This window comes from Streptomyces sp. NPDC056480, assembly GCF_042795405.1.
Classification (GTDB): Bacteria; Actinomycetota; Actinomycetes; order Streptomycetales; family Streptomycetaceae; genus Streptomyces.
The window spans coordinates 68,981-93,760 of the sequence record NZ_JBHTSA010000021.1 but is presented as its reverse complement, the minus strand read 5'-3'; the positions used below and the strand labels follow the sequence as shown (position 1 = coordinate 93,760).

Below are 24,780 nucleotides of genomic sequence, written 5' to 3'. Positions count from 1 at the left end.
GTCGGGGCCACTCCGCTGTGCCCGGCATCACCCCTGGAAATGCCGGGTTCCACTCTTGAGCCGGAGCGTGCGATCTACAAGGCTTGGGGCTTGTCCCGGACATGTCCCAACCCCTGTCCGGCGGAGTTCGGTGGCTCGCTCGAAGGGAAGAGGCGCGGATGACACCGGGGCGGCACACCCCTGACCCACGGGAGGCACGCACCCCCGCCGAGTTCCTCGCACGGCTCCAGGCCCTCAAGGACTGGTCGGGACTGACCTACCGGGAGCTCTCGGCCCGGGCGGAGTCACGCGGGGACGTCCTGCCCCGGTCCACCGTGGCGAACATGCTGGCCCGCGCGACCCTGCCCCGCGAGGAACTCCTGACCGCCTTCGTCCGCGCCTGCGGTGTGACGCCGGCCGAGCTGGCGGAGTGGCGGACGGTACGGACGGAGCTGGCGGGACGGGGGGCGTACGGGGCGGCCGAAGCGGACGTCGACACCGATGCGGATACCGATACCGATGCCGACGCCGACGCGGACGCGGACGCGGACGCGGACGCCGACGGGGACGGGGCCGGGGACGGGGTCGGGGACGGGGGAGCGGGGGTGCCTGCCGGTCCTGCCGATCCCGAAGCGGCGGGACCGGCGGCTTCCGACACGGCGGAGACGGCCGGCCCGCCGCCCGCCTGGCCCGGGCACGAGGCCGAGGCCGCCGCCCGGTCGCAGGGCGGTCCCGGCACCGCGGCCGGCCACCCTCCCGGCACCTCGTCCCGCATACGACGTGCGCTCGTCGCCGCCGTCGCCGTGGCGGGGCTCGTCCTCGCCGCGGTCAGCGTCGTCGCCCTCCTCCGCGACGGCGGCACCGGCCCCGCGGGTCGGCCGTCCCGCACCGCCGCCGCGGTGGCCCCCGCCGTGGGAGACGTACGCATCCGGGTGACCGGCACCGACTTCTGCCTCGCCGAGCGGCGCGGCACCCGCACCGGGCAGGTCCACCAAGTCCCGTGCGCCGAACCGGACTTCCCCCTCTACTCCCTCGCCGCGGTGGGGGCCGGCCGGTGGAGGATCGTCTCCTACCACCCCGACTTCGGCCCCGGCTGCTCCGGGATACCCTCCGGCGGCCGGATACCCGACTCCGCGTACGAGGACTCCGAGTGCGGGGACGCCAGCCGGGTCGAGGCCTTCGACCTGGAGCCGTACGGCTCTCCCGGGGGCTCCGTCCGCGGCTACCGGATCGTCCCGGTCGGCTCCGCGACCCCCGGCACCTGCGTCACCGTCGTCGGCGACCGCGCGGCGGCCTGGGCGAAGCTGGCCCAGGCCGCCTGTACGCCGGACGCGGCCGGCCAGCTCTTCTCCTTCGAACGGCGGGACTGAGCGGGAGCGGGGGAGTGCGGGAGCGCACCGGGGGCAGGGGCGGGGGCAGGGGTCAGGGACTCAGGACAGGGACGCCGAGAGCGCTTCTGGCGATGGTCACGGCCTCCGGCCGGCAGTTCGTGTCGGGCTCGCCCTCGGCCTTGAGGGTGACCGAGACGCGCAGGGTGAGATTGCTGTCGCGCACATGCAGGACGCAGTCTCCCTCGCCTTGCGCGGGGACCGCCCAGTACGCCTCGTCACCGACGTCCGGGTTCATGGTGCCGCCGCCCGACTGCGCAGTGTGCTCGGTCTTCTGACGGTCCGTCGCCTCGCCCAGCCTGGCCGTGGGGGTCTTGAGGTTCCACCAGACCTCGGCGCTCTCGGCCTTCGCCCCGCTCGACTTCCCGGTGGTCCAGGAGCAGCGGATCTCCGGGCCGTCGGCGTGGGCGACGGAGAAGTCCCGCTCAGGGTTCCGCTCGTACGAGGAGAGTCCGAGGTTCACGTCCTGGCACGCGGGCAGCGTGCGGTACTTGTCCGCGCCCGGGTCCTTCCTCAGCAGGAGGTACCCGCCGACACCCGTGCCCGCCACGACGAGCAGCCCGGCGGCGACGAGCGCGACGGTTCTCCGGGTCCTCGGCCGGGCGGCCGGTCCGTCGGCCGGCAGGGCGGGCGGCCGGCCCGGCAGGTGCGCCGTCGCCAGGGCCGTCCGCTGAGCCGGTGGCCGATCGGCCGGTCGATCGGGCGACCGACCGGCTGTCGCGGGTACGTCCGGACGGCGGGGAGGTTCGACGGCCGTCGGGGCCGGGGCCGGGGCCGGGGCGGCCGGGGCCTCGCCCAGCAACGCGCCGATACGGGCCTGCTGGTCCGCCACCAGGGCGTGGACCGCCGGGGGCCAGACGCGGGCGGCCGGCGGGACCGGGCCGAGGAGCCCGATCAGCCGGGCCGGCGTGGGCCGGGCGGCCGGGTCCTTGGCGAGGCACTCCTCGACGATCCCGCGCAGCCCGGCCGGGACCCCGCTCAGATCGGGTACGCCCTGCACCACGTTGGCGAGCGTCTGGAAGGTCGAGGCGCCGGCGAACGGGGACGCCCCGGTCAGCGCGAGGACGAGGACGGCACCGAGCGAGAACACATCGCTCGCGGGGGTGAGTTCCCGGCTCTCCGCCTGCTCGGGCGACATGAACGGGGGCGAGCCGATGACCCAGCCGGTCTGTGTCAGCTGCGTCGGCTCGGCGGCGCCCGGGTGCTCCACCGCCCGCGCGATGCCGAAGTCGATGACCCGGACCCCGTCCTCCGCGAGCAGGACGTTCTCGGGCTTGAGGTCGCGGTGGATCAGCCCCACCCGGTGGATCTCGGTCAGCGCCGTCGCCAGGCCCAGGGCGAGCCGGCGTACGGCGGCCTCGGGCAGCGGACCGGTCTCCCGCACCGCCGCCCCCAGCGAGGGCCCGGTCACGAACACCGAGGCGAGCCAGGGGAGGGCGGCGTCCGCGTCGGCGTCCATCACGGCCGCCGTGTAGGCGCCGGAGACCCTGCGGGAGGCGGCGACCTCGCGGCGGAAGCGGGCCCGGAAGTCCCCGTCGGACGCGAACCGGGCGTGCACCTGCTTGACGGCGGCGAGCCGGCCGTCGTGGGCCGCGCCCAGGAGCACGCGGCCCATGCCGCCGTGGCCGAGCTCCGCGAGCAGCCGGTACGGACCGACCTCGGTCGGCTCGGAGTCGTCGAGCGGTTTCATCCCAGGCCCCCCACGGCACAAGCCCCCCATGGCGCCGCAGCGCCGTCCGTCCGCCGAGATCCTACTGATCCCGGCGGCCCGGGACGGGCGTCAGGGCGACTCGACCAGCCGGGCCCTGAGCGCCGTCACCACTGTCGGGTCGAGCCCGACGTGGCCGGTGACGTAGGCGTCCACGGAGCCGTACCGCGCGCGCAGGTCCTCGAGGAAGAGCCGGATGACGTCGGCGGGCGCCCGGCCGTAGCCGGGCCAGCGCAGTTCGCGGCCGGGGTGGGAGGCGCGCCAGTCGGCGACCAGCCGCTCCGTGGCCAGCTCGGTGAGCGCGAAGTCCGCGAGGATCTCCTCGTCCGGAACGCCCAGGAGGGCGAGGACGACGGCGGCGAGCAGCCCCGTACGGTCCTTCCCGGACGCGCAGTGGAAGACGAGCGGGCCGTCGGCGGAGGCGATGACCTCCAGGGCCGTACGGAGTTCCACCGCGCCGTCCTCGGCGACCTCGGCGAACCGGTCGGCGAGGTAGCGCCAGGGGTCGAGGTCCGGGTCGATCTCCGCCTGGTCGTAGGGGCGGTGCTCGATGGAGAGGTTGTGCCAGGAGATGCCCTCGGTCTGCGGGAGGCGGCCCTTGGCGGCGATCTCCCACGGGTAGCGCAGGTCGATCACCGTGGTCACGTCGAGCGCGCGGAAGCGCTCCAGATCCGTGGGGTCGGCGTCCGTGAGCTTGGCGAGGGAGTCGGAGCGGTAGAGGGTCTCCCACCGCACGGTCCCGCCGTCGGCGGTCCGATAGCCGCCCAGGTCACGGAAGTTGTGGAGTCGTTCGAAGGGTATGTGTCGTCTCACGGCGCCAATGTACGGGCCGGGATACGGAATTCGGCGCTCCGGCGGCTCCGGTGGCTTCGGCGGTTCCGGCGGCGCTCCGGCGGTTCCGGCGGCGGAGTGGCGGCCGGGATCCGGTCGGGTGTCCGCTAGGAGCCGACGGCGGCCCAGAAGTGCCCGGTGATGTCGTCGAGATAGGCCCGGCCCTCGTCGCCGGTACCGGCCGAAGCGCCCCAGCTGCTGGTCGCCGCCATCCGGGCGTGGTACTCGGTGTGCAGCCGCTGCAGCGCGTACTCCAGGGTCTTCCTGGGCAGCGGCAGCATCTTCACGGCCGGTTTCACGTAGGCCTGCCAGCGGTGGGTGGTGGCGGCGTCCCGCAGCAGCTCCGCGAGGGGCTCGTCGCCGCCGGTGGCGGTGATCAGGGCGCGCGGGCCGAGACCGAGGACCTCGGCGAGGGCGGCCGTCTGGCGTTCGGTGCCGCGCCAGCGGCCCTCGTCCTCCATGCGCTGGTACGCGTGGGGCGCGACGCCGATCCGCCGGGCCAGCTCCTCCGGGGCGAGGCCGCGCGTCATCCGGTGCTCGCGGAGCGTGGTGGCGGCGGCGATGAGCTCGGCGGGGGCACACCACAGGACGCCCGCGAGGGCGGTGAGCTCCTGTTCGCCGGGGAGGGCCCGGCCGCGTTCCCAGGCGACGACGGTGTCGGGGGTGACGAAGAGGCCGTACTGCGCGCGCAGGCCGTACGCGACGTGACCGGGGGTCATGCCGAGACCCTCGCGGAAGCGCCGCGCGGCCAGGGCGTTGAAGGGTGGTGAGGGTTGGTGCACCCGGTCAACGTAGGTGCGGAGGGTGACGGCGGGCTACGGTGCGTTCCCCCAAACATCAGAAGTCGTAGGAACATGGGAACCGACCGGTAACCGCCGGTGGTGGCAGAGAAGACGATCAGTGACCGCGCGCGGGGCCGTCGAGCCAGCGGTACTGGAGCTCCGGCCGCCCGATCTGACCGTACTGCGGGGCGCGCACGGCCCGGCCCTCCGTCACCAGGTGCTCAAGATAGCGGCGCGCGGTGATCCGTGAGATCCCGACCGCCGCACCGGCCTCGGCGGCGGTGAGCCCGGCCGGGGTGGACCGGAGGGTCCGGGTGACGGACTCCAGGGTGGGCGCGCTCAGGCCCTTGGGGAGGGTGGTGGGGTGCGGGGCCCGGAGGGTGGCGAGCGCCCGGTCGACCTCGTCCTGCCCCGAGGCCTCGCCGGCGGTCGCCCGGAACTCGGCGTACCGGGCGAGCCGGTCCCGCAGGGTCGCGAAGGCGAACGGCTTGAGGACGTACTGGACGACGCCCAGCGAGACGCCCTCCCGGACGATGGCCAGGTCGCGGGCGGAGGTCACGGCGATGACGTCGGCGGAGTGCCCGGCGGCGCGCAGCGCGCGCAACAGCTGGAGGCCGTGGCCGTCGGGCAGGTAGAGGTCGAGCAGGATCAGGTCGACGGGCGTCCGCTCCAGCAGGCGCACGGCGGCGGCCCGGGAGTGGGCGACACCGACGACGGTGAACCCGTCGACGCGCCCGGTGTAGAGGGCGTGGGCGTCGGCGGCGACGGGATCGTCCTCGACGACGAGCACCCGCAGGGGAAGCGCGCTCACGACACCACCTCGGAAGAGCCGCCGGCGGGCGCGCCGGGTCCGGTGGCGGCGCCGGACGGGGGACCGGCGATGCGGCCCGGTCCGGGGACGGTGTCCGGTCCTGTGGCGGTGCCGGGTCCGGTGGGAGTGTCCTGCGCGGAGGCCGTGCCGGGTCCGGGGACGCGCCCCGGTCCGGGGGCGGTGTCCGGTCCGGTGGTGGAGCCGGGTTTGGTGGGAGTGTCCGGTCCCGTGGCGGTGCCGGGTGGGGCCGTCGTGCCTGGTGCGCCCTCTCGCGGCAGCGGCAGCGGCGCCCGCACCTGCGTCGGCGCCGGCAGCGGCAGTCGTACCGTGAAGCGCGCCCCGCCGCCCTCCGCGTCCGTCACCTCCAGCGTGCCCGCCGAGCGGGACACCGCCTGGCCCACCAGTGCCAGGCCCAGGCCTCGGCCCGGGCCCCGGGTGGTCCAGCCGCGGCCCAGGACCGCGTCGCGGTCGGCCGGCCGGACGCCGGGGCCGTTGTCGGCGACCCGGAGGAGCAGTTCGCCGTCTCCCGTGCGCGCCGCGACCGTGACCGTCACGCGGGCGTGCGGGGTGCCGCCCGCCGCCTCCACCGCGTTGTCGATGAGGTTGCCGAGGATCGTCACCAGGTCCCGGGACGGCAGCGCCGCCGGCACCAGACCGTCGTCGATGCGGCTGTCCTCCGTCAGGACCAGCTCCACTCCCCGCTCGTTCGCCTGCGCCGCCTTGCCGAGCAGCAGCGCCGCGAGCACCGGCTCCCCGACGGCGTCCACGACCCGGTCCGTGAGCGCCTGGGCCAGCTCCAGCTCCGCCGTCGCGAACTCCACCGCCTCCGCCACCCGGCCCAGTTCGATGAGCGACACGACCGTGTGCAGCCGGTTCGCCGCCTCGTGGGCCTGCGAGCGGAGCGCCTCCGTGAATCCCCGCTCCGAGTCCAACTCACCCGAAAGCGCCTGGAGTTCCGTGCGGTCCCGGAGCGTGGCGACCGTGCCGCGCCGCTCCCCGCCCACCACCGGCCGGGTGTTGACCACCAGCACCCGTTCCGCCGTCAGATGCGTCTCGTCGACCCGCGGCTCCGAGGACAGCAACGCACCGGTCAGGGTCGCGGGGAGGCCGAGTTCCGCCGCCGGCCGGCCGACGACCCCCTCGTCCAGGCCCAGCAGCTCCCGCGCCCCGTCGTTGATGAGCGCGATCCGCCGCCGTCCGTCGAGCATCACGAGCCCCTCGCGGACCGCGTGCAGCGCGGCCTCGTGGTAGTCGTGCATCCGGCTCAGCTCCGTCGCGTTCATGCCGTGGGTGTGCCGCCGCAGCCGGGCGTTGATCACGTACGTGCCCGCCCCGCCGAGCGCGAGCGCCGCGCCCGCCATGCCGAGCAGCGCGGCGACCTGCTCCCGTACCTGCTCGCTGATCTTCTCGATCGTGATGCCCGCGCTGACCAGCGCCACGACCCGGCCGCCGCCGTCGAAGACCGGCGCCACCGTCCGTACGGAAGGACCGAGCACCCCCAGGTGGGTCTCGGAGTGCGTCCGGCCCGCCGCCGCCTCCTCGATGTGTCCGAGGTACGTCCGGCCGATCTGCTCCGGCTCGGGGTGGGTCCAGCGCGTGCCGTCCGGAGCCATGATCACCACGAAGGCCACGCCCGCGTGGCGGCGCAGCGCCTCGGCGTACGGCTGGAGTACCGCCGTCGGGTCGGCGGACCGCGCCGCGGCGACCACGGACGGGGAGTCGGCGACGGCCGCGGCGGTCGCGGTGGCCTGGCGCCGCGCGTTCTCCTCGGCCTGCGCGCGGTCCGTGACGTATGCGAAGACCGCGCACCCGGCCACGACGACGGCCACGAGCACGACCTGCATCGCGAAGAGCTGGCCGGCCAGGCTGCGGGGGTGGGGGAGGGGGAGACGCATGCGGGTAAGTGTGCACGTGGGACGGTGCGCCGACGCATTGCGTTCCCGAATCGTTCCCTCGCCGCCCTCCCCGGCCGCCCGCCGCCCTCCCCGTCCGCAGCCCTGTCCGCACGGTTCGGTCGTGAACGAAACGTACGCAACCGTGACCCCGGTCACAGGCTGATGGATGCTCTCGGAGTCCACCGGGACGTGGACACCCATCAGCACGAGGAGGACCCCGTGGCCGCAAGACGGGACCGTACGCACTATCTGTACCTGGCCGTGATCGGAGCCGTGGTGCTCGGCATCGCGGTCGGATTCCTGGCGCCCGGCGTCGCCGTCGAGCTGAAGCCGCTGGGGACCGGCTTCGTCAACCTGATCAAGATGATGATCTCGCCGATCATCTTCTGCACGATCGTGCTCGGCGTCGGATCGGTCCGGAAGGCCGCGAAGGTCGGCGCCGTCGGCGGTCTCGCCCTCGGCTACTTCCTCCTCATGTCGACCGTCGCACTCGCGATCGGCCTCGTCGTCGGCAACCTCCTGGAGCCCGGCTCCGGGCTGCACCTCACCAAGGAGCTGGCCGAGGCGGGCGCCAAGCAGGCCGAGGGCGCGAGCGAGTCCACACCGGACTTCCTCCTCGGGATCATCCCCACGACCATCGTCTCCGCCTTCACCGAGGGCGAGGTCCTCCAGACCCTCCTCGTCGCGCTGCTCGCCGGCTTCGCGCTCCAGGCCATGGGCGCGGCGGGCGAACCGGTGCTGCGCGGGATCGGGCACATCCAGCGGCTCGTCTTCCGCATCCTCGGCATGATCATGTGGGCCGCGCCGGTCGGCGCGTTCGGCGCGATCGCGGCCGTCGTCGGCGCGACCGGCGTCGACGCACTGAAGTCCCTCGCCGTCATCATGATCGGCTTCTATCTGACCTGCGCGATCTTCGTGTTCGTGGTCCTCGGGACGCTCCTCCGGCTGGTCGCCGGGCTCAACATCTGGACCCTCCTCAAGTACCTGGGCCGCGAGTTCCTGCTGATCCTCTCCACCTCCTCGTCCGAGTCCGCGCTGCCCCGGCTCATCGCGAAGATGGAGCACCTGGGCGTCAGCAAGCCGGTCGTCGGCATCACCGTGCCGACCGGCTACTCCTTCAACCTCGACGGCACCGCGATCTACCTCACGATGGCCTCGCTCTTCGTGGCCGAGGCGATGGGCGACCCGCTCTCCGTCGGTGAGCAGATCTCCCTCCTCGTCTTCATGGTCATCGCCTCGAAGGGCGCGGCGGGCGTCACCGGCGCCGGTCTCGCCACCCTCGCGGGCGGCCTCCAGTCGCACCGGCCCGAACTGGTCGACGGGGTCGGCCTGATCGTCGGCATCGACCGCTTCATGAGCGAGGCGCGCGCGCTGACCAACTTCGCGGGCAACGCGGTCGCGACGGTGCTCGTCGGCACGTGGACGAAGGAGATCGACAAGGAGCGGGTCGCCGAGGTGCTGGCCGGGCGGGTGCCGTTCGACGAGAAGACGCTGGTGGACGACCACGCGCCGGCCCCCACGGAAGTCCCGGACCAGCGGGCGGACCAGCGGGCGGAGGAGGGGGAGGAGAAGGCACGGGCGGGCGTCTGACGACGGGCCGTGGGGTGGGGCGGGACCGCTGCGCGGGGCCCGTTTCCCCCGCCCCGCCCCTTCCCGAAACCGGTGGCAGGCCCCCAGGCCCCCGGACGGCCTGCGGCCGTGCCCTCGAACGCCGGGCGGGCTGAGATGTCCGTCCGGCCGGAGGGCGTCGGTTCCGGGGCGGAGCCCCGGTTTCGGGAAGGGGCGGGGCGGGGAAAGAGCCCCGCGCAGCGCCCCGCGCCCCGCACCGGAAGACCCCCCCAGTCCCCTCAGCCCCCTCCACCTCCGCAGTCCCCTCCACCTCCGCAGCCCTCCCCGGTCCCCTCCACCCCCGCAGCCCCCTCCGCCCCCCACCCCGAACACCCCCCCCACAGTCAGGTCCCGGGCCTTGAGCCGGATCCGGGGCCCGAGGGAAGGGCGCCTCCGCACGGGGGCGCCCTCCTGCGACGTCCGGCCCCGCCCTCACGCCCCGTCCAGCTCCCGCACCTCCTCCCCCGTCAGCACCAGCGCCCCCGCCGCCGCCGAGTCCCGCGCCGACTCCGGGCGGCTCGCCCCCGGGATCGGCAGGACCGTCTCCGAGCGGCTGAGCATCCACGCCAGGGCCACCCGCTGCGCGCTGACCCCCCGCGCCCGCGCCACCCGGTGGAAGGCCCCGAACTCCGGGTCCTCCCGCTGGGCGGAGGGGCCGTCCAGGGAACTGCGCGAGATGCCGCCCAGGGGGCTCCACGGCAGGAACGCCAGGCCCAGCTCGGCGCAGAGCCGCAGCTCCGCCTCGCTCGTGCGGACCGCCGGCGAGTAGCGGTTCTGTACCGAGACCAGCCGGTCGCCCAGGATCTCGCGGGCGAGCAGGATCTGTTCGGCGTCGACGTTGGAGATCCCGGCCAGCCTGACCGTCCCGGCGTCCAGCAACTCCCGTATCGCGCCGAGGGATTCGGCGTACGGGACGGAAGGGTCCGGTTTGTGCAGCTGGTAGAGGCCGATCGGCGCGGAGCCGAGCCGGCGCGCCGACGCCTCCGCCGCCCGCCGCAGGTGCTCCGGCCGCCCGTCGACGGTCCAGCCGCCGTCCGCCGTACGGCCCCGCCCGCCCTTCGTCGCCACGAGGACGCCGTCCGCACCGCCCCCGTACGAGGCGAGGGCCCGCGCCACGAGCAGTTCGCCCTCGCCCGGCGCGCCGGTCGGCGGGTGGTAGGAGTCGGCGGTGTCGAGCAGGGTCACGCCCGCGTCGAGGGCGGCGTGCACGGTGGCCACGGCCCGCGCCTCGTCGGGCCGGCCCTCGACGGAGAGCGGCATGGTGCCGAGGCCGACGGCCCCGACCCGTACGTCGCCCAGCATCCGGTGGCGCGTCATCCCGTCACCTCGCCGAGCGTCTCGGCCACGGCGTCCGCGAGCCAGTCGGAGGAATGCGAGAAGGAATAACCGAGGTCGGTCGCACGGGAGTTGTCCATTCCGTACGAGCGGGAGAAGGAGAACGGCGATGTCTCTCCGACCTCCACCTCCCGGAAGACGGTCCGGCCGCCGACCCGCCTCTCGATCTCGGCGCAGATCTCGGCCGTGGTCAGCGGCCCGTGGGAATGGGCGTTCACCGGGCCGGTGAAGTCCGTTCCGACCGCCGCCCAGGCGAGAAAGGCGGCGATCTCCTCGACGTACACATAGGTCGCCGGACGGTTCACGACCGGTACGGCGATCGGCTCGCCCGACCGGATGCGCCGCGCGTAGTGGTCGAGCCGGCCGGTGAAGTCGTCCGCGCCGCCCAGCACATGGGCCACCCGCACCGAAGCCCACGCGAACGGCGAAGCGCCGCCCTGCGCGGCCGCACCCGCGCCGACGCCCGCATCCGCGTCCGTACCCGTACGCGCACCCGCGCCGCCGCCCGCATCTGCGTCCGTACCCGTACCCGTACGCGCACCCGCGCCGACGCCCGCGCCCGCGCCGGTACCCGCACCCGCGCCGGTACCCGCACCCCTGCCCGCACCCGCGAACACCGCCTCTGCCTGCCGCTTCCCCTCCCCGTAGTGCGCCTCGCGGAACTCCGGTTCCTCCCAGGCCGCGCCGGTGTCGACGGCGACCGTGCCCAGGTCGAGGGCGTCCTCGGCGACGGGTGAGGCCGAGTCCTCGTACTCGTACACCTCCACCGTGGACGTCATCACATTGCGCCGGGTGCGCGTCGCGAAGACGCGTCGGGCGATCTCCGCCTGGCGCGGGGTGTAGCAGACCTGGTCCACGACGACATCGAAGGAACGGCCCGCGAGAACGGCTGCCAGAGCGGCCTCGTCGTCGCGGTCGGCGACGAGCTGCTCGATTCCCTCCGGCGCTCCGGAAGAACCCCGATTGAGGATCGTGACCCGGTGCCCCGATTCCCTCAGCAGGGCGATGAGCCGCTTTCCGAAATAGCGATTCCCGCCGATGACCAGAACGTCCTGCATGACCGACCCACCGTCCCAACTCCCTTGTTCCACCCCTCAAGTGTTACGTTCGCCGTTCGCCGTATGAAGGGGGAGACATGGGAGTCCAGGCAGTCGAACCGAAGGAACCACGGCATTCGCGGCCGGCCACCGAAGAAACCTCGGCGGCCGCTTTCGACGCCGTCGACCGGCAGATCATGGACCTCCTCCAGAGCGACGGCCGCATCAAGCTCAGCGAGCTCGGCCGTCGCGTCCGGCTCAGCCCCGCGGCCGTCACCGAGCGGGTCCGCCGGCTGGAGGCGAGCGGCGCGGTCACCGGCTACGGCGCCCATGTCTCCCCGTCCCGCCTCGGCTACGGCATCCAGGCCTTCATCCGGGTGAACCCGCACGGCGGCTACACCCTGAAGCACCCGCGGACCCTGGAACTGATCGCGCGCCCCGAGGTCCTGGAGGTCCACCACGTGGTGGGCGAGGACTGCTGGATCCTCAAGGTCGCCGTCACCGACACCGTCCACCTCGAGGACGTCCTGGAGCAGACGTCGGCACTCGGCCGGACCACGACGTCGATCGTGCTCTCCTCCCCGGTGGAACGGAAGCCGCTGCTGCCGCCCGCCCGCTCCTGAGTCCTTGCCTTGACGTGGGCGTCAAGGCATACGGTCGTGGACATGCGCATCGGAGAGCTCGCCGAGCGGGCCGGAACGACCACACGGACTCTGCGCTACTACGAGTCCCGTGGCCTGCTGGCCGCCCGGCGCACGGAGAACGGCTACCGCACGTACGACGAGGACGACCTGCGCCTCCTCCAGCAGATCAGGACCCTTCAGGACTTCGGGTTCGAGCTCGAGGAGACGCGGCCGTTCGTCGACTGCCTGCGCGCCGGGCATCCGGCGGGGGACTCCTGTCCCGCGTCGATCGCCGTCTACCGGCGGAAGGTCGGCGAGTTGGACGGGCTGATCGCCCAGCTCCAGGTGGTACGCGCCGAGGTGGGCGCGCAGCTGCTGCGGGCCGAGGCGGAGCTGCCGCACGGCCCGGAGCCCCGGTGCGAGCTCGGTGCGGAGTGGGACACGGACGTTGCGACGACGGAGGGACGGCAGGGATGAGGACGTACGCGGAAGGGGTGGCCGAGGTCACCGACGCGGAGTTCGGTACGGAGGTGCTGGCCGCCGAGCTGCCGGTGCTGGTGAAGTTCACCGCGGAGTGGTGCGGACCGTGCCGGCAGCTGACGCCGGTGCTCGCCGCCCTCGCGGCGGAGGAGGCGGAGCGGCTCCGGATCGTCGAGATCGACGTCGACCGGAACCCGGAGACGACGGTGAGGTACGGGGTCCTCGCGACGCCGACCCTCATGGTCTTCCGGGCGGGCGAGCCCGTGAAGTCGATCGTCGGCGCCCGCCCGAAGCGCCGTCTGCTGCAGGACCTGGAGGACGTCCTCGCCTAGGGGGTGTCCGGCCCCGATCCGCCGGACCCGTCCCAGCGCGGCGCCCCGACAGTTCGGCAGGGCATACAGAAATACCCCGACTACAATTGACAGTCGGGGTATTTCATCGCGTATATTAATGGATTCTGCGCCCGGAAACACCACAGGCGCAGAGAAGTTCAATAAACGCAGTGTATCGCGCCGGGAGTCGAATTGTCAACCGAGGAATTTCGGAACGAGCAGCAATTCATCACCGATCTCTACACACGACTCGACGATCTGAGGGACGAGGCCGAGGCCGCCGTCGAGCGGGCCCTGCGCACCCCGGGGGTCGGCGGCAACCAGGGCCGGCTCGAACGCGACGTCATGGTCGCCGAGCAGTCCGGGCTGCTCGCCGCGCTCAACGCGGGGGAGAGCGGGCTCTGTTTCGGCCGGCTCGTCTTCAAGGACGGGCGCGACCACCACATCGGGCGGCTCGGCATCCGCGAGGACGACCCCCACCGCACCCCGCTGGTGGTCGACTGGCGCGCCGAGGTCGCCCGGCCCTTCTACCTCGCCACCGGATACGAGCCGATGGGGCTCTCCCGCCGCCGGCACATCAGCACCCTCGGCCGGACCGTCACGGCACTCCACGACGAGGTGCTCGACCTCGGCGACGCCACCCGCACCGGGCACGAGAACCGCGACGCCGACGAGGTGCTGCTCGCCGCGCTCGACGCCGCCCGCACCGGCCGGATGCACGACATCGTGCAGACCATCCAGGCCGAACAGGACGGCATCATCCGCTCCCCGCACCGCGGGGTCCTGGTCGTCGAGGGCGGCCCCGGCACCGGCAAGACGGCGGTCGCCCTGCACCGCGCCGCCTACCTGCTCTACGCGCACCGCGAGCAGCTCGCCAAGCGGGCCGTCCTCATCGTCGGCCCCAACCCGGCCTTCCTCGGCTACATCGGCAACGTCCTGCCCTCGCTCGGCGAGACCGGCGTCCTCCTCGCCACCCCCGCCGAGCTGTTCCCCGGCGTCCGGGCCACCGGCACCGACACCCCCCGCGCCGCCGCCGTCAAGGGCTCGGCCGCGATGGCCGGGGCGCTCGCCGCCGCCGTACGGGACCGCCAGCAGGTCCCCGAGCGCGGCGAGCCGCTGATCGTCCCCCACGAGGACGGCGACCTGGTCATCGACTGGGACATGGCCCTGGAGGCCCGTCACAAGGCCCGCGAGACGGCCCTCCCGCACAACCTGGCCCGCCCCTACTTCGTCTTCCGGATCCTCGACGCGCTCGCCGAACAGCTCGCCGACCGGATCGGCGCCGACCCCTACGGCGGCCCCAACTTCCTCGGACCCGACGACATCGCCCTGCTCGCCAAGGGCATCGCGGGGAACCCCGAGGTGTACGCGGCGATCGACACCCTCTGGCCCGCCCTCACCCCGCAGGACTTCCTCGCCGACTACCTGGCCGAACCCACCCACCTCGACGAGGCCGACGCCCGGTGCATCCGGCGCGGCGACGGCCCCTGGACCCCCGCCGACGTGCCGCTGCTCGACGAGGCCGCCGAACTCCTCGGCGAGGACGACTCCGCCGTCCGTGCCGCGGAGGAGGCCGAACGGCAGAAGCAGATCCAGTACGCGCAGGGCGTCCTCGACGTCTCCTACGCCTCCCGCACCTACGAGTTCGAGGACAAGGAGGAGCACGACAAGGACGCCTCCGAGGTCCTCTCGGCCCACGACATCATCGACGCCGAGCGGTTCGCCGAGCGCCACGAGGAGGCCGACCACCGCACGGCCGCCGAGCGCGCCGCCGCCGACCGCACCTGGGCCTTCGGGCACATCATCGTCGACGAGGCGCAGGAGCTCTCCGCGATGGCCTGGCGGCTCCTCATGCGCCGCAGCCCCACCCGATCGATGACCCTGGTCGGCGACCCCGCCCAGACCGGCGACCCGGCCGGCGTCGGCGCCTGGGAGCGGATCCTCGCCCCGTACGTGGAGGACCGCTGGGAGCTGGTGCGACTCGGCGTCAACTACCGCACGCCCGCCGAGATCATGGCCGTCGCGGCCGCGGTGCGGCGGGCCGACGACCCGGGGTTCGAGCCGCCGAGCTCGGTACGGTCCACCGGGGTCGAGCCCTGGGACCGGACGGTGGACGACCCGGTGAAGGAGGCCGCCGACGCGGTGGCGACCGAGCTGCGCGAGGAGGGCAGGATCGCCGTGATCGCCCCGCCCGAGCTGCACCCCGAGCTGATCGCCGCGCTGCCGGAGGCCGCGTACGGACCGGCTCCCGACCTCACCCGGCCCGTCGTGCTCCTCGACCCCCGGCAGGCGAAGGGCCTGGAGTTCGACACCGTGCTGGTCGTCGACCCGGAGGGCATCGTGGCCGGAGCCGTGCACGGGACGAACGACCTGTACGTGGCGCTGACCCGGGCGACCCAGCGGCTCGGGATCATCCGGTCCGCAGCTCGCAGGTGAAGAGCCGTGCGCCGTCCTGGTACCCGGTGACCTCGAACGTCCCGGGCACGTCGGCCGCCCCCGCCGTCCTGGGGGACCCCGCCGTCCCCGCCGGGCTCACGGGCTCGGCGCGGAGCAGACAGGGGCCGCCGTCGAACTCGGCGTACCGGTCGAAGCGGATCCGCAGCGCGGTCGGCAGACAGGGGCGGGGCCACACGGCGGCGGAGACGGCCTGCCGGGCGGCCTCCAGGAAGAGCATCCCCGGTATGTGATCGTTGGGGTGCTGGAAGAGGGTGGGGTGACCGGTGTCGACGACCAGTTCCCACACCCCCTCCCGGCCGGTCGGGGAGAGGAGGACGTCCTCGCGCCTCGCCCGGCCGGTGAGCGGCGCCGGGGCCCGGCGGGTCCAGGGCCCCGGGTGCGCGACGCCGGCCTCGACGTGCCCGCCGCGCAGTCTGCGGTAGGCGGCACCGCCGAGGAACCGGGCGTGGCCGCCGCCCGTCGCCACCACGCGGGCCCCGCGCCGTACGGTCCACTCCACCAGCATTTCGGCCAACCGGTCGCCGCGCAGCACGATCTCGGCGAACCGGATCTCGATGTCCGGCTCGTCGCCGGCGACGGTGAGGCCCGCCGGGTCGCAGGTCAGGGAGATCTCGCTCAGCAGGATGTGCCGGGTCAGCGGAAGTCCGTGGACCGAGTGCAGAAGGGCCATCGCGGCCTGCCGCAACGTCTCGACGACCAGGAGCGGGTCGTGACACCGTTCCTCACCCCGGCGGACCGGGGTGAAGAACGGGTGGTCGGTGGGCCAGGTGGCCCGGACCGCGAAGCGGTCCCTCCCGTCGAGCGGTCGCCACTCGACGGGGAAGGTGTCCTCGCTGCGCACCCGATGGCAGAGCTGCGGCGACAGACGCCGCGCGACGGTGTCCTGCGTCATTCCGCGCCCCTCTGGACCTGTCGGCCTGATCTGGAGAGCGAAGATATCCGAACAACTGCTGAGATGCCCGAACGCGTGAACCATCAACGGAACGGCCGTCAATTATCGGACAGATAGCGACCTTTTCTGCCCCGGCCGACTTCGGTGCGGCTCAGGCCGGACGCAGCCAGACCGTCGCGAGCGGCGGCAGCGTCATCCGGATGCTGGCCGAACGCCCGTGGTGCGGAACCGACTCCGTCTTCACCGGATCCCGCCCCACCACGTCCCCGCCGCCGTACCGGCCGTCGTCCGTGTTCAGGACCTCCGACCAGGCCACCACCGCGTCCGGCACGCCGAGCCGGTAGTCGTGCCGCACGACCGGCGAGAAGTTCGAGACCGCCAGCAGCGGCGAGCCGAACGCGTCGAACCGCAGGAACGCGAAGACGTTGTCCTCGGCCGCGTCCCCGACCACCCACTGGAAGCCGTCCGGCACGGTGTCCCGCTCCCAGAGCGAGGGCGTCGCCTGGTACACCGTGTTCAGGTCGCGCACGAGATCCCGCACCCCCCGGTGGTCCGGCTCCGCCCCGTACGCCGGGTCGAGCAGCCACCAGTCCGGCCCGTGATCCGCCGACCACTCGCCACCCTGCGCGAACTCCTGCCCCATGTACAGCAGTTGCTTGCCGGGGTGCGCCCACATGAAGCCCAGATAGGCGCGGTGGTTGGCGCGCTGCTGCCACCAGTCGCCCGGCATCTTCGACACCAGCGACCGCTTGCCGTGCACCACCTCGTCGTGGGAGATCGGCAGGATGTAGTTCTCGCTGTACGCGTACACCATCGAGAACGTCATCTCGTGGTGGTGGTACTTGCGGTGCACCGGCTCCTTCTGCACGTACTCCAGCGAGTCGTGCATCCAGCCCATGTTCCACTTCATGCCGAAGCCCAGACCGCCGAAGCCGCCCGGCCCCACCTGGTCCGTCGCCCGCGTCACGCCGTCCCAGGCCGTCGACTCCTCCGCGAAGGTCACGATCCCCGGGCAGCGCCGGTACACCGTCGCGTTCATCTCCTGGAGGAAGGCCACCGCGTCCAGGTTCTCCCGGCCGCCGTGCTCGTTCGGCAGCCACTCGCCGTGCTCCCGGGAGTAGTCCAGGTAGAGCATCGACGCCACCGCGTCCACCCGCAGACCGTCGATGTGGAACTCCTGGCACCAGTACACGGCGTTCGCCACCAGGAAGTTCCGCACCTCCTTGCGGCCGTAGTCGAACTCCAGCGTGCCCCAGTCGGGATGGTGCGAACGGCGCGGGTCCTCGTGCTCGTACAGCGGCCGCCCGTCGAACTCGGCCAGCGCCCAGTCGTCCTTCGGGAAGTGCGCCGGCACCCAGTCCATCAGGACCCCGATGCCCGCCCGGTGCAGCGCGTCCACCAGGAACCTGAAGTCGTCGGGGGTGCCCATGCGGGCCGTCGGCGCGTAGAAGCCCGTGACCTGGTAGCCCCACGAGCCTCCGAAGGGATGCTCGGTGACCGGCATCAGCTCCACGTGCGTGAAGCCGAGATCGCGGACGTACGCGGGCAGCTGCTCGGCCAGCTGACGATAGGACAACCCCGGCCGCCAGGACGGCAGATGGACCTCGTAGACGGAGATCGGCGCCTCGTGCGGCGGGCGCGTCCCGCGCCGCGCCATCCACTCGGCGTCGTCCCAGGTGTAGTGCGAGGCGGTCACGATCGACGCGGTGTTCGGCGGGCACTCGGTACGGCGGGCCATCGGGTCCGCGCGGACGGTGTGCGTACCGTCCGGCCGCGTGATGTCGTACTTGTAGAGCGCGCCCTCGCCGACCCCCGGCACGAACAGCTCCCACACACCCGTCGAACCCAGCGAGCGCATCGGCAGCCCCGTGCCGTCCCAGTGAGTGAAGTCACCGGTGACACGGACACCGCGGGCGTTCGGCGCCCAGACCGCGAAGCGGGTCCCGGCGACTCCGTCGTGGGTCACGGTGTGGGACCCGAGGGCCGTCCACAGCTCCTCGTGCCGGCCCTCGCCGATCAGATGCAGGTCGAGCTCGCCGAGGGAGGGCAGGAAGCGGTACGGGTCGTGGACGGCGAGCTCGTCGGGGCCGTCGTCGTACCGGACGCGCAGCTCGTACGCGGGGACCTTGCGGAGCAGGGGCAGGAGCCCGGAGAAGATCCCGTCGCCCTCGCTCAGGAGCGGGATCCGCCTCCCCTTCGTCAGGACGGTGACCTCCTTCGCCCACGGGCGCAGCACCCGGACCACCACGCCGCCGCGCACCGGATGCGCGCCGAGCACGCCGTGCGGGTCGTGATGCTCCCCGGCGAGCAGGCGCGCCCGGTCGACCGGGTCGAGCGGTGGGGCCTGACGGGGGGCGGGCGGCTTGGCGGCGGTCTTGCCTTTCTTGGCTGCCGTGGTGCTGCGGGCCGACTTGCCTGCGGGGCGGGCGGTCACCGGGATGCCTCCTGGGGGGTACGGGGGGTATGACTGCGCAACGGTGAGGTACGGGGACGGGACACTCGGCCGAACGGGCGGTGCGTGGGGGCGATGGGCGGGCGGATGCCCACGGCGGGTGCGGCCCGCCGTTGTGGACCTTCGTTCCGCCGGGGCGGCGCCTGCCCGCCCAAGCGCGTTGTGGGCATCTGTTCCGCAGGGGCGGCGCCCGCCCCCGCGCCTCCCGCCCACCTCGTTGTGGGCATCTGTTCCGCTGGGGCGGAACGGGTGGGCACAACGGACGGCGCCCCCAGCCGGGCCTAGGCTTCCGCGCCTGAACCCGCACCACGAGGTGCGCCGCACTGTGGGTGCGGGTCCAGGCACAAGGGGCGGAGGCGCCGCCAGAGGGCGCCGTCCCGTGTGCCCACCCGTCCCGCCCCAGCGGGACGATTGCCCACACGGAGCGGGTGGGCGAGGCGCGGGCGCGGGCGCAGCCCGCACAGGGGTGGGGTGGAGGCGCGCGGCGCGCGCCCACGTGGGTGGTGGAGGCGGGCGCCCTGCGCGTGCCCGTACAGGGGTGGAGGCGGGCGGGGCGGGCCCGGACGGGTGGGTGGCGAGGGCGTGGCGGGCCGGCCCGCCCGGGGTGGGGAGGGCCGAGCCCGCCGAGGCGCGCGGGCTCCACCCGGCGGGTGACGTCCGCGCCGGGACGGGGGTGGCGGGCCCGGACGTGGGCCCGGGTGCGGCCCCGGCGGGGTGGCGGCGCCCGGGGCGGTGTCGGCGGCCGGGTCACTGCGGGGCCGACAGGCGTTCGATGGCGGACATCGGGACCGGGAGCCAGTCCGGCCGGTGCCGGGCCTCGTACACGACCTCGTACACCGCCTTGTCCGTCTCGTAGGCGCGCAGCAGCGCCGGGTCCGTCCGAGGATCCGCGCCCGAGGCCTCCGCGTACCCCGTGCAGAACGCCGCCCGGCTCCGCGCCGCCCAGTCCGCGTTCCACGGCCGGTGCGTACGGGCCGCGTAGTCGAAGGAGCGGAGCATGCCGGCGACGTCGCGGACCGTGGGCTGCGGGCTGCGCCGCTCGTCGAGCGGCTTCGCCGGCTCGCCCTCGAAGTCGATGACGGCCCAGCCGCCGTCGGCCCCCCGCAGTGTCTGTCCGAGGTGCAGGTCGCCGTGGATGCGCTGGACGAATCCGCCGCCGGACGTGCCGCTCGCCGCCTCGAAGACGGCGCGCAGGCCGGGGACGAAGGGCAGCAGCGCCGGTACCGCCTGCGCCGCCGCGTGCAGCCGGTGGTCCATCGCGGCCGCCAGCTGTTCGGTCTCCGCGCGGCCGAGCCGGCGGGTCGGCAGCGCCTCCGCGAGGGCGAGGTGGACCTCGGCCGTGGCCCGGCCGAGCGCCCGCGCCTCAGCGGTGAAGTCCCGTCCGTCGGCGAGCGCGTCGAGGGCGAGCCGCCATCCGTCGCGGGAGTCCCGCAGGTACGGCTGGAGGACGCCCAGGGTCGCCGCCCCGCTCTCGAACCAGGCGACCGGCGCCGGGACCCGGGCGCAGCCCGCTCCGGCGAGGGCGAGCGGCAGTTCCAGGTCCGGGTTGGCCCCGGGGCTGACCCGGCGGAAGATCTTGAGGATGAACGAATCTCCGTACACCAGGGAGGAGTTGGATTGCTCGGCGTCCAGCATGCGGGGGGCCAGGGCGGGCGGGAGCGCCGTCGTGGCGTGGAAGTGCAGGGGGCCGGTCCGGCCCGGGGTGCGCAGTCGCTCGTAGAGGAGGCCGGCGAGCCGCGGGTCGCGCAGCCCTTCGTACACGGCACGTCCGGCGAGCGGCCCCTGCCGGATCCGCCCGATCAGGGCGGGGGCGAGGCGGGGCGGGAGCTGGGTCCGTACGCCCAGGAGCAGTTGGTAGCAGTCGGCGGGTGTCCCGGCCGGGCGGCCCGGCTGTTCGACCCGTACGAGCAGATGGAGGAGGCCGGGGCCCGCGCCGTCCAGAGGCAGCAGCTCGGTGGCCGCGTCCAGCGTGAATCCGGTGACCCGGCGGCCCTTGCCCGCGAACCAGCGCTGCCGTGGCAGCCATTCGTGGAGCAGGGGGGCGAGGGACGGAAGGAGGGCGTCCGGGGCCCGGGTGGTGGATGCGGTCTCCGGCATGGCATCGCGTCCTTTCCCCGGGGCGCGCAGTTGGCTGTCGTATGCGTTCAAATGCGCAGAGTGTCCCGGATGGCGGCTGGGGCTGTCCGGATGTGCGGGACGTGTCGGAAGGGGAAGATCCGTATGGGCCCGGCAAGAAGGCCCGTATGGACCTGAATCGTGCTGCGGAACGTGTGTGGGTCACAGTGCCCAGAGTGGGACGGGAGGAAACCGTCCCACCCAGGACGAATCCGAACTGACCGGCGGTCAGCCCTTCTTGAGACGGAACCAGTAGAAGCCGTGTCCCGCAAGGGTCAGGAGGTAGGGGAGCTGGCCGATGGCCGGGAACGTCACCCCGCCGATCAGCTCCACCGGCTGGGTGCCGTCGAAGCGTCGGAGGTCGAGTTCGGTCGGCTGCGCGAACCGCGAGAAGTTGTTCACGCAGAGGACGAGATCGTCACCGTCCTCCCTCAGGAAGGCGAGCACCGCCGGGTTGGACGCCGGGAGTTCGGTGTACGTCCCCGTTCCGAAGGCCCGGTTCTGCTTCCGGATCTCGATCATCCGCTTCGTCCAGTGCAGCAGCGAGGACGGCGAGGCCATGCCCGCCTCCACGTTGGTCACCTGGTAGCCGTGGACCGGGTCCATGATGGCCGGCAGGTAGAGCCGTCCCGGGTCGCAGGAGGAGAAGCCGGCGTTCCGGTCGGGGGTCCACTGCATCGGGGTGCGGACGCCGTCCCGGTCGCCCAGCCAGATGTTGTCGCCCATGCCGATCTCGTCGCCGTAGTAGAGCACCGGCGAGCCGGGCAGCGAGAAGAGCAGCGCGGTGAACAGCTCCATCTGCTTGCGGTCGTTGTCGAGGAGCGGGGCGAGACGGCGCCGGATGCCGATGTTGGCCCGCATCCGCGGGTCCTTGGCGTACTCGGCGTACATGTAGTCGCGCTCTTCGTCCGTGACCATCTCGAGCGTCAGCTCGTCGTGGTTGCGCAGGAAGATGCCCCACTGGCAGCCGGAGGGGATCTCCGGGGTCTTCGCCAGGATCTCCGAGACCGGGTAGCGCGACTCGCGCCGCACGGCCATGAAGATCCGCGGCATGACCGGGAAGTGGAAGGCCATGTGGCACTCGTCGCCGCCGGAGCGGAAGTCGCCGAAGTAGTCGACGACGTCCTCCGGCCACTGGTTGGCCTCGGCGAGCAGCACCGTGTCCGGGTAGTGGTCGTCGATCTCCTTGCGGACCCGCTTGAGGAAGGCGTGGGTCGCGGGGAGGTTCTCGCAGTTGGTGCCCTCCTGCTGGTACAGGTACGGCACCGCGTCGAGCCGGAAGCCGTCGATCCCCAGGTCCAGCCAGAACTTCAGCGCGGACAGGATCTCCTCCTGCACCGCCGGGTTCTCGTAGTTGAGGTCGGGCTGGTGCGAGAAGAACCGGTGCCAGTAGTACTGCTTGCGGACCGGGTCGAAGGTCCAGTTCGAGGACTCGGTGTCGACGAAGATGATCCGGGCGTCCGCGTACTGCTTGTCGTCGTCGGCCCAGACGTAGTAGTCGCCGTACGGTCCGTCCGGGTCGCGCCGCGACTCCTGGAACCACTCGTGCTGGTCGCTCGTGTGGTTCATGACGAAGTCGATGACCACGCGCATCCCGCGCTGGTGGGCCGCGTCGACGAACTCGACGAAGTCGGCCAGGTCGCCGAACTCGGGCAGCACCGACGTGTAGTCGGCGACGTCGTAGCCGCCGTCCCTCAGGGGGGACTTGAAGAACGGTGGCAGCCAGAGGCAGTCCACGCCCAGCCACTGGAGGTAGTCCAGCTTGGACGTGATGCCCTTCAGGTCGCCGACGCCGTCCCCGTTGCTGTCCTGGAAGGACCGGACGAGGACCTCGTAGAAGACGGCCCGCTTGAACCAGTCGGGATCGCGGTCCTTGGCGGGGGTGTCCTCGAAGGTGTCGGGGACGGGCTCGTTGACAGTCATGATGTGGGTGACCCTCCGGTCTGCGGGGACGGTCGCAGGACGAGGACGTGCGCGGGTGTGACACCCGGCTCTAGGCGCACGTAGCTGGTCCTGCCCCAGTGATAGGTCTCGCCGGTGAGCTCGTCGCGCACCGGCACGGTCTCGTGCCAGTCGAGGCCGAGTTCCGGCATGTCCAACGAGAGCGTCGCCTCCTGGGTGTGGTGCGGGTCGAGGTTGACGACCACCAGAACGGTGTTCGAACCCGATCGCTTGCTGTACGCGATCACCTGCGGGTTGTCCGTGTCATGGAAGGTGAGATTCCGCAGCCGTCGCAGGGCCGGGTGACGGCGCCTGATCCGGTTCAGCGCGGTGATCAGCGGGGCGATCGTCGCCCCGGTCCGCTCCGCCGACGCCCAGTCGCGCGGGCGCAGTTGGTACTTCTCCGAGTCGAGGTACTCCTCGCTGCCGTCCCGCAGCGCGGTGCCCTCGCACAGCTCGTACCCGGCGTACATGCCCCACGAGGGCGACAGCGTCGCCGCGAGCACCGCGCGCGCCTCGAACGCCGGCCGGCCGCCCTCCTGGAGGTAGGCGTGCAGGATGTCCGGGGTGTTCACGAAGAAGTTCGGCCGCATCTGCGCCGCCGTCTCCCCGGACAGCTCCGTCAGGTACTCCGTGAGCTCCTCCTTGGTGTTCCGCCAGGTGAAGTACGTGTACGACTGCTGGAAGCCGATCGCGCCGAGCGTCCGCATCATCGCCGGCCGGGTGAATGCCTCCGCCAGGAAGATCACGTCCGGGTCGGCGGCGTTGATCTCGCCGATCACCCGCTCCCAGAACACCACGGGCTTGGTGTGCGGGTTGTCGACGCGGAAGATCCGTACCCCGTGGTCCATCCAGTGCCGGAGGATCCGCACGGTCTCCGCGACGATCCCGTCCATGTCCACGTCGAACGCCACGGGATAGATGTCCTGGTACTTCTTCGGCGGGTTCTCGGCGTACGCGATCGAGCCGTCCGGACGGTGGTGGAACCACTCCGGGTGCTTCTCCACCCACGGGTGGTCCGGGGAGCACTGGAGCGCGAAGTCCAGGGCGATCTCCAGACGCAGTTCCCGGGCCCGCGCCACGAAGGCGTCGAAGTCCTCGAAGGTCCCCAGGTCCGGGTGGAGCGCGTCGTGGCCGCCCTCCGGCGAACCGATCGCCCACGGCACGCCGACGTCGTTCGGCGCCGCGGAGAGGGAGTTGTTGGGGCCCTTGCGGTGGGTCTCGCCGATGGGGTGCACCGGCGGCAGGTAGACCACGTCGAAGCCCATCGCCGCCACCGCGGGGAGCCGCTCGGCGGCGGTACGGAAGTTCCCAGGGACCGTGCGGCCCTTGACCTTCCGTACGCCCTCCGAGCGCGGGAAGAACTCGTACCAGGAGCCGAACAGGGCGCGCTCCCGCTCCACCTGGAGCGGCAACGCGGGCGACGAGGACAGGAGTTCGCGCAGCGGATGGCGGTCGAGGGACTCCACGACCCGGGGGTTCAGGGCCGCCGCCAGCCGGACCGCGGCCGGCCGCGACGCGTCCCGCAGGGCGTCCGCTGCGGCGAGCACGGCCTCCCGGGCGCCGCCCTTCTTCGGGACGGCCTTCGCCGCCCGCTCGTGCAGCTCGGCGCCCTCGGAGAGGACCAGTTCGGAGTCGATCCCGGCCGGGATCTTGATCTTCGCCGTGTGGCGCCAGGTGGCCAGCGGGTCGCTCCACGCCTCGACGGTGTACGTCCACAGGCCCTCGGCGTCCGGGGTGACCTCGGCCCCCCACCGGTCGGTGCCGGGGGCCAGTTCGCGCATCGGGGTCCAGGGGCCGGGGCGGCCCGAGGGGCCGTGCAGCACGACATTGGCGGCGACCGCGTCGTGGCCCTCGCGGAAGACGGTCGCGGTCACCTCGAAGGTCTCTCCGGCCACCGCTTTGGCGGGGCGCCGGCCACAGTCGACCAGCGGGCGTACGTCCAGTACGGGAATGCGTCCCATGAGCGGATTCACAGCATCACCTGACGGGTTACGGGGGTGCGGGTGGTGGTTGTGCGCTCTTTCTAGCTCCGTCGACGGCCGACGGGTTGCGGGCATGGCCGCTCCTGTCCGCGTTCACTCGGATGGGGGGTCCACAGGGATGAACAGGGG

18 protein-coding genes are annotated in these 24,780 nt (G+C 73.0%); 6 read left to right on the top strand and 12 right to left on the bottom strand.

The window, feature by feature from the left end; translation table 11 throughout:
• The first annotated feature begins 158 nt into the window (after positions 1–158).
• Positions 159–1,349: a helix-turn-helix domain-containing protein gene (locus tag ACFQ79_RS12540; RefSeq protein WP_383582036.1), complete on the top strand. Its 1,191-nt coding sequence runs from the start codon at positions 159–161 to the stop codon at positions 1,347–1,349.
• Between the two features lie 52 nt (positions 1,350–1,401).
• Here ACFQ79_RS12540 and ACFQ79_RS12535 read toward each other — a convergent pair whose 3' ends face one another.
• From ACFQ79_RS12535 to ACFQ79_RS12515, 5 genes are all read right to left on the bottom strand, one after another.
• Positions 1,402–3,057 carry a serine/threonine-protein kinase gene (locus ACFQ79_RS12535; protein ID WP_383582033.1) on the bottom strand — a complete coding sequence of 552 codons (1,656 nt, stop codon included), beginning with the start codon at positions 3,055–3,057 and terminating at the stop codon, positions 1,402–1,404.
• Positions 3,058–3,147: 90 nt separating this feature from the next.
• The gene (locus tag ACFQ79_RS12530) at positions 3,148–3,888 is read right to left on the bottom strand and encodes a tyrosine-protein phosphatase (RefSeq protein WP_383582031.1); all 741 of its coding nucleotides are present in this window, start codon (positions 3,886–3,888) and stop codon (positions 3,148–3,150) included.
• A 125-nt stretch (positions 3,889–4,013) separates the two neighbouring features.
• Positions 4,014–4,625, bottom strand: a complete 612-nt coding sequence (locus ACFQ79_RS12525; protein ID WP_383582040.1) for a helix-turn-helix domain-containing protein — start codon at positions 4,623–4,625, stop codon at positions 4,014–4,016.
• Between the two features lie 178 nt (positions 4,626–4,803).
• A complete protein-coding gene (locus ACFQ79_RS12520; protein ID WP_383582028.1) occupies positions 4,804–5,499 on the bottom strand; it encodes a response regulator in 696 nt (231 codons plus the stop codon).
• Entirely contained in the window at positions 5,496–7,394 is a 1,899-nt protein-coding gene (locus ACFQ79_RS12515) for an ATP-binding protein (protein ID WP_383582026.1), read from the bottom strand. The genes ACFQ79_RS12520 and ACFQ79_RS12515 overlap by 4 nt, the downstream gene beginning before the upstream one ends.
• A 162-nt stretch (positions 7,395–7,556) precedes the next feature.
• On the opposite strand from ACFQ79_RS12515, the gene ACFQ79_RS12510 reads away from it, so the two are divergent.
• The gene (locus ACFQ79_RS12510; RefSeq protein WP_383582023.1) at positions 7,557–8,984 is read left to right on the top strand and encodes a cation:dicarboxylate symporter family transporter; all 1,428 of its coding nucleotides are present in this window, start codon (positions 7,557–7,559) and stop codon (positions 8,982–8,984) included.
• A 450-nt stretch (positions 8,985–9,434) separates the two neighbouring features.
• Here ACFQ79_RS12510 and ACFQ79_RS12505 read toward each other — a convergent pair whose 3' ends face one another.
• Together ACFQ79_RS12505 and ACFQ79_RS12500 are read right to left on the bottom strand one after the other, a co-directional pair.
• Positions 9,435–10,319 (bottom strand): aldo/keto reductase, encoded by an 885-nt coding sequence (locus ACFQ79_RS12505; protein ID WP_383582021.1) that lies wholly within the window; start codon positions 10,317–10,319, stop codon positions 9,435–9,437.
• Complete coding sequence (locus ACFQ79_RS12500) at positions 10,316–11,395, bottom strand: NAD-dependent epimerase/dehydratase family protein (RefSeq protein ID WP_383582019.1); 1,080 nt, start codon at positions 11,393–11,395, stop codon at positions 10,316–10,318. The genes ACFQ79_RS12505 and ACFQ79_RS12500 overlap by 4 nt, the downstream gene beginning before the upstream one ends.
• Positions 11,396–11,472: 77 nt before the next feature.
• Between ACFQ79_RS12500 and ACFQ79_RS12495 the strand changes: the two genes are divergently transcribed.
• The 4 genes from ACFQ79_RS12495 (at position 11,473) to ACFQ79_RS12480 (ending at position 15,245) form a co-directional block, all read left to right on the top strand.
• Positions 11,473–11,997, top strand: coding sequence for an Lrp/AsnC family transcriptional regulator (locus ACFQ79_RS12495; RefSeq protein ID WP_383582017.1), 525 nt, complete (start codon positions 11,473–11,475; stop codon positions 11,995–11,997).
• 42 nt (positions 11,998–12,039) lie between these two features.
• Positions 12,040–12,474 carry a MerR family transcriptional regulator gene (locus ACFQ79_RS12490; protein ID WP_383582014.1) on the top strand — a complete coding sequence of 145 codons (435 nt, stop codon included), beginning with the start codon at positions 12,040–12,042 and terminating at the stop codon, positions 12,472–12,474.
• Complete coding sequence (locus tag ACFQ79_RS12485; RefSeq protein ID WP_383582011.1) at positions 12,471–12,809, top strand: thioredoxin family protein; 339 nt, start codon at positions 12,471–12,473, stop codon at positions 12,807–12,809. Before ACFQ79_RS12490 ends, ACFQ79_RS12485 begins: the two co-directional genes overlap by 4 nt.
• Positions 12,810–13,001: 192 nt before the next feature.
• Positions 13,002–15,245, top strand: a complete 2,244-nt coding sequence (locus ACFQ79_RS12480; RefSeq protein ID WP_383582008.1) for a HelD family protein — start codon at positions 13,002–13,004, stop codon at positions 15,243–15,245.
• Here the strand turns inward: ACFQ79_RS12480 and ACFQ79_RS12475 are convergent.
• The 5 genes from ACFQ79_RS12475 to ACFQ79_RS12455 all read right to left on the bottom strand — a co-directional run bounded on the left by ACFQ79_RS12475 (position 15,220) and on the right by ACFQ79_RS12455 (position 24,630).
• Complete coding sequence (locus ACFQ79_RS12475) at positions 15,220–16,158, bottom strand: ScbA/BarX family gamma-butyrolactone biosynthesis protein (protein ID WP_383582005.1); 939 nt, start codon at positions 16,156–16,158, stop codon at positions 15,220–15,222. The two genes, ACFQ79_RS12480 and ACFQ79_RS12475, sit on opposite strands and share 26 nt — an antisense overlap.
• A 151-nt stretch (positions 16,159–16,309) precedes the next feature.
• Entirely contained in the window at positions 16,310–18,592 is a 2,283-nt protein-coding gene (gene glgB / locus ACFQ79_RS12470) for a 1,4-alpha-glucan branching enzyme (RefSeq protein ID WP_383582002.1), read from the bottom strand.
• Between the two features lie 765 nt (positions 18,593–19,357).
• Positions 19,358–20,707 carry a maltokinase gene (locus tag ACFQ79_RS12465; protein ID WP_383581999.1) on the bottom strand — a complete coding sequence of 450 codons (1,350 nt, stop codon included), beginning with the start codon at positions 20,705–20,707 and terminating at the stop codon, positions 19,358–19,360.
• A 246-nt stretch (positions 20,708–20,953) separates the two neighbouring features.
• Positions 20,954–22,648: a maltose alpha-D-glucosyltransferase gene (gene treS / locus ACFQ79_RS12460; RefSeq protein WP_383581996.1), complete on the bottom strand. Its 1,695-nt coding sequence runs from the start codon at positions 22,646–22,648 to the stop codon at positions 20,954–20,956.
• Positions 22,645–24,630, bottom strand: coding sequence for an alpha-1,4-glucan--maltose-1-phosphate maltosyltransferase (locus tag ACFQ79_RS12455; RefSeq protein WP_383581993.1), 1,986 nt, complete (start codon positions 24,628–24,630; stop codon positions 22,645–22,647). Before ACFQ79_RS12455 ends, treS begins: the two co-directional genes overlap by 4 nt.
• Between the last annotated feature and the right edge of the window lie 150 nt (positions 24,631–24,780).